Consider the following 5234-nt stretch of genomic DNA (forward strand, 5'->3'; position numbering starts at 1 on the left):
GCGACAGCCTGACCGAGCTACGGCAGGCCTTTGCCGCGGCGGAAGCCGAATGCGAGGGCGGCTTGTCGCCGCGCGTGGCGCCGTTTGCCGATCTTCGCGACATCGGCGCGCTGCTGCAGCGGGCCGGCTTCGCGCTGCCGGTGACCGACGTCGACCGCGTCGTGGTGCGCTATGGCAATGGATTCGCCTTGATGCAGGATCTCCGCCGCATGGGCGCTTCGAACGTGCTGATCGAGCGGCGGCGAATGCCGCCGCGGCGCACGACGTTGCTGCGCATGGCCGAAATCTATGCCGAGCGCTTCGCCGATGCCGACGGCCGCATCCGAGCGACATTCGACATCATCTGGCTCTCGGGCTGGGCTCCGCATGCGAGCCAGCAGCAGCCGCTGAAGCCGGGGTCGGCGAAGGCGAGTTTGGCGGAGGCGGTGAGGAAGGCGGGGGAGACGTAGGCGTTTCCAACGTCATTCCGGGTTCACGCTCTCGCGCGTCCCGGAATGACGATGCAAGGGCATCGTCACATCAACAAATCGATCAGATGCGGGATCAGCGGAATGTCCGCCGGCGGCATCGGATAGTCGCGCAGCTTGTTGGCGCGGACCCAGGCGAGGTTCTGGCCCTCGCGCGGCGAAGCCATCCCTTCCCAGCGCCGGCAGACATATAGCGGCATCAGAAGGTGGAAGGTCTCGTAGCCGTAGCTGGCGAAGGTCAGCGGCGCTAGGCACGGCTCGGCCACGGTGATGCCGAGCTCCTCATGGAGCTCGCGGATCAGGCACTGCTCGGGCCGCTCGCCGGGCTCCAGCTTGCCGCCGGGAAATTCCCAAAGGCCGGCCAGCGCCTTGCCCTCCGGGCGCTGCGCGATCAGGACGCGCTTGTCGGCGTCGACCAGCGCGCAGGCCACGACGAGGGTGAGCCTCAGTTCCGCCATCCGATCAGGACCTGTAATCCCCGTTGATCGCGACATATTCCTTGGTGAGGTCGCAGGTCAGCACGCGGTCGCGGCCCTTGCCGAGGCCGAGCGAGACCAGAATCGCGATCTCCGGCGCTTTCATTGCTTCCGACACCTGCGCTTCGTCATAGTCGGGATCGCGCGCGCCCTTCTTGGCGACGCGGATGCCGTTGAACGAGATCGAGAGCTTGTCGCGGTCGGCGGGCTCGCCGGCCTTGCCGACTGCCATCACCACGCGGCCCCAATTGGCGTCCTCGCCCGCGATCGCGGTCTTCACCAGAGGCGAGTTGGCGATCGACATCGCGATTCTGCGCGCCGAGACCTTGGTCTTGGCGCCCTCGACGGTGATCTCGACCAGCTTGCGGGCGCCTTCGCCGTCGCGCGCCACCTGCTCGGCCAGATTGGCCAGCACCTGGTTGAAAGCCTTGACGAACGCCTTCAGGCGCGGATCGCTGGCGCGGCTGATCTTCGGCGCACCATGCGCGGCGGCAGCGCCGGTGGCGAATGCCAGCAGCGTATCGGAGGTCGAGGTGTCGCCGTCGATCGTCACGGCGTTGAACGTGTCCTCGACGCCGCTCTTGAGCAGCGCCTGCAAGGCCGCCGGCGCGATCGGCGCATCGGTGAAGATGAAGGACAGCATGGTCGCCATGTCGGGCGCGATCATGCCGGCACCCTTGGCCATGCCATTGATGGTGACCTTCGCCTTGCCGAGCCGGACGGTCGCGGTCGCGACCTTCGGGAAGGTGTCGGTCGTCATGATCGCCTTGGCCGCGGCGAGATAGTCGCCGGGCTCGGCGGTCCCGGCGAGGCGGCCGAGCACGCCGTCGAACTTGGTTGCGTCCAGCGGCTCGCCGATCACGCCGGTCGACGCCAGGAAGATCTCACCCTCGCTGCAGCCGACCGCCTTGGCCGCGATCTTCGCGGTCAGTGCGGTGGAGGCGCGGCCGGTCTTGCCGGTGAAGGCATTGGCATTGCCGGAATTGACCACGAGTGCGCGCGCCTTACCGCCCTTCAGCTTGGCGCGGCACCATTCCACCGGGGCCGAAGGGCACTTCGATTTGGTGAAGACGCCGGCGACGGCGGTGCCCTTGTCCATCACCGCCAGCAGAACGTCGGTGCGGTTCTTGTAGCGGATGCCGGCTTCGGCCGTCGCAAGCCGGACGCCCGCGATCACGGGCATATCGGGAACGGTTTTAGGGGCGAGGGGAGAGACGGAGGAAGACATCGCGGGCGCCTTGGTGGGGTCTGGACATGCAGATGGCCGGGGGATTCCCGGCCATTGCGACGTTAGATACTCTCGGCGTCCGCCAAGTGACAGCGAATTCTTACGTCTTCGCGGTCTTACTTCTTCGCCGGCGGCGCCATCTTGCTGTCGGACGGCTTGGCCGCGTCGGCCGGCTTGGCGTCGGCCGCGGGCTGATCCAGCCGCTCGACCTTGGCCTCGGTGCGGAGCTTGGCGACATACTCGGCCTGGGCCTTGCGGGTCACGTATTGCTCGATCTGGGCCTTGACCTGCTCGAAATCGGGCGCCTTGCGGCTGCGCTTTTCCTCGACCTTGATGATGTGCCAGCCGAATTGCGACTTCACGGGATCGGAGATCTTGCCCGGCTCGAGCGCGAAGGCGACCGTCGAGAATTCCGGCACCATCTGCTCCTTGGTGAAGAAGCCGAGGTCGCCGCCGTCGGCCGAGCCCGGATCCTTGGATTTCTTCTTGGCCAGCTCGGCGAAATCGGCGCCCTTGTCGAGCTCGGCCTTTACCGCCTTGGCCTCGTCCTCGGTCTCGACCAGGATGTGGCGGGCGCGCACCTCCTGCTCGCCGGTGATCTGCTTGGCGGCCTCCTCATAGACCTTCTTCATGGCCTCCGGGGTGGTCGCGGCCTTGCCCTCGCTGGCGAGCAGGCTGTCCATCAGAAGCCGGTTGCGGGCGAATGCCAGGCGCTTCTTGAACTCCTCGCCGTCGGCGATCTTCTTGTCTTCAGCAGCCTTGCCGACGATCTTCATGTCGATCAGGAAGGACAGGACGTTCTCGTCCTTGGTCGCCGGGTCCATCTGGGCGAGGCTTGCCCCGAGTTCCTCCTCGGCCATGGCGACGTCGCTCTTCTTGATTTCAGCACCATTGACCTTCGCCAGCACCGGATCATCGGCGGCCCGGAGCGGGCCCGCGAACGCCAGGGACAGCGCCAGAGCGAGGCTCCCAGCCAGGGCGGACGCATGGCGGAAGCGCTGGCCGGTGGTTACCGGGAACGAGGTGGTCATGAAAAATCCTTATGTTGAAGCAGGGGGCTGCTCGAAGCGGGCGGACACTCGCCCAATTCAGGGGGGCTTGGCAACGCGAAAAGTCTGTCAAAATGATGAATTAGCCGCAATGCGCCCGCCGTTGACAAGGCCCTGACCGGGCCATATCTCTGGCCGGTCGCGACCATGGCGATGGCGTTTATTTTGCTGCGTTTTTGGCCGTTGAACCCAGACTAGCCCAATTCCCACCCATATGGCGGATGACCCCCGCAGTCCGGGCTCTGATGCCGCGAAGCGTCACGGTGAGTTGATAGCCAGGCGGGTGACAACTTTCTTAGGCCAACGCGGTTAAATCGCGAACACAGGAACCAGGCATGATCGGCGCGCTCGCCCGCAAGTTTTTCGGCTCCGCCAACGACCGGCGGGTGAAGGGATATCAGTCCCGCGTCAACGCGATCAACGCGCTGGAACCGGAGGTCTCGAAGCTCTCCGACGAGGCGCTCAAGGCCCGCACCGCGGAATTCAAGCAGCAGCTCGCCAACGGCAAGACGCTCGACGACCTCCTGGTGCCCGCCTTCGCCACCGTGCGCGAGGCCGCCAAGCGCACGCTCGGCCAGCGCCATTTCGACGTTCAGCTGATCGGCGGCATGGTGCTGCACGAGGGCGACATCGCCGAGATGAAGACCGGCGAAGGCAAGACGCTGGTGGCGACGCTGGCGGTCTATCTCAACGCGCTCGCCGGCAAGGGTGTCCACGTCGTCACCGTGAACGACTATCTCGCCCGCCGCGACTCCGGCTGGATGGGCCAGATCTACGGCTTCCTCGGTATGACCACCGGCGTGATCGTCCACGGCCTCGACGATGCCGAGCGCAAGGCGGCCTACGCCTGCGACATCACCTACGGCACCAACAACGAATACGGCTTCGACTATCTGCGCGACAACATGAAGTACCGGCTCGAGGACATGGTCCAGCGGCCGCACTTCTTCGCCATCGTGGACGAGGTCGACTCCATCCTGATCGACGAAGCGCGCACGCCGCTGATCATCTCCGGCCCGCTCGACGACCGCTCCGATTTCTACAACACCATCGACGGCTTCCTGCCCAAGCTCGACAAGACCGACTACGAGGTCGACGAGAAGCAGCGCACGGTGACGCTGACCGAAGGCGGCATGGAGAAGATCGAGACGCTGCTGCGCGATGCCGGCCAGCTCAAGGGCGAGTCGCTCTACGACGTCGAGAACGTCTCCGTCGTGCATCACATCAACCAGGCGCTGCGCGCCCACACGCTGTTCACGCGCGACAAGGACTACATCGTCCGCGACAACGAGGTCGTCATCATCGACGAGTTCACCGGACGCATGATGCCGGGCCGCCGCTATTCGGAAGGCCTGCACCAGGCGCTCGAAGCCAAGGAGCACGTCCAGGTCCAGCCCGAGAACCAGACGCTGGCCTCGATCACCTTCCAGAACTACTTCCGCATGTACGAGAAGCTGGCCGGCATGACCGGCACGGCCGCGACCGAAGCGGACGAATTGTTCGACATCTACAAGCTCGAGGTCGTTGAGATCCCGACCAATCTGTCGATTGCGCGCCTCGACGAGGACGACGAGGTCTATCGCACCCAGCAGGAAAAATACCGCGCCATCCTCGCCGAGATCGAGCGCGCCAATTCGCGGCTGCAGCCGGTGCTGGTCGGCACGGCCTCGATCGAGAAGTCGGAAGTGCTCGCCGAATTCCTCAAGAAGAACGGCTACAAGCAGATCGATTTCGGCAAGGAGAACGCGCTCGACAAGCTCTATGCCGCCGCCCGCGCCGGCAAGCCGGCCAAGCTCTTCGCGGTGCTGAACGCGCGCTTCCACGAGCAGGAAGCTTACATCGTCGCCGAAGCCGGCGTGCCCGGTGCGATCACGATCGCGACCAACATGGCCGGCCGCGGCACCGACATCAAGCTCGGCGGCTCGCTCGAGATGCGCATCCAGCAGGAGACCGCAGGCATCGAGGACGAAGCGGAGAAGGCCAGCAAGATCGAGCAGATCAAGGCCGATATCGC

At 65.3% G+C, this 5234-nt stretch carries 4 protein-coding genes and 1 pseudogene; 2 read left to right on the forward strand and 3 right to left on the reverse strand.

The window, feature by feature from the left end; all coding sequences use genetic code 11:
* A pseudogene (locus tag JHD07_RS09590) lies at nt 1–449 on the forward strand (SAM-dependent methyltransferase); the annotation flags it as partial.
* Between the two features lie 65 nt (nt 450–514).
* On the opposite strand, the gene JHD07_RS09595 reads toward JHD07_RS09590, so the two are convergent.
* The 3 genes from JHD07_RS09595 to JHD07_RS09605 all read right to left on the reverse strand — a co-directional run bounded on the left by JHD07_RS09595 (nt 515) and on the right by JHD07_RS09605 (nt 3202).
* Complete coding sequence (locus JHD07_RS09595) at nt 515–925, reverse strand: (deoxy)nucleoside triphosphate pyrophosphohydrolase (RefSeq protein WP_291621395.1); 411 nt, start codon at nt 923–925, stop codon at nt 515–517.
* Between the two features lie 4 nt (nt 926–929).
* Entirely contained in the window at nt 930–2171 is a 1242-nt protein-coding gene (gene argJ, locus JHD07_RS09600; RefSeq protein WP_291621397.1) for a bifunctional glutamate N-acetyltransferase/amino-acid acetyltransferase ArgJ, read from the reverse strand.
* Between the two features lie 116 nt (nt 2172–2287).
* Nucleotides 2288–3202, reverse strand: a complete 915-nt coding sequence (locus JHD07_RS09605; RefSeq protein ID WP_291621399.1) for a peptidylprolyl isomerase — start codon at nt 3200–3202, stop codon at nt 2288–2290.
* A 353-nt stretch (nt 3203–3555) separates the two neighbouring features.
* Between JHD07_RS09605 and secA the strand changes: the two genes are divergently transcribed.
* A partial coding sequence (gene secA, locus JHD07_RS09610) for a preprotein translocase subunit SecA (protein WP_291621401.1) occupies nt 3556–5234 on the forward strand: 1679 nt, incomplete at its 3' end.

The organism is Bradyrhizobium sp., from assembly GCF_016462955.1.
In the GTDB taxonomy this organism is placed as follows: domain Bacteria; phylum Pseudomonadota; class Alphaproteobacteria; order Rhizobiales; family Xanthobacteraceae; genus Bradyrhizobium.

Coding starts and splice junctions, on each gene's coding strand:
- JHD07_RS09595 (WP_291621395.1), bottom strand. CDS start 925: ATGGCGGAACTGAGGCTCACCCTCGTCGTGGCCTGCGCGCTGGTCGAC.
- argJ (WP_291621397.1), bottom strand. CDS start 2,171: ATGTCTTCCTCCGTCTCTCCCCTCGCCCCTAAAACCGTTCCCGATATG.
- JHD07_RS09605 (WP_291621399.1), bottom strand. CDS start 3,202: ATGACCACCTCGTTCCCGGTAACCACCGGCCAGCGCTTCCGCCATGCG.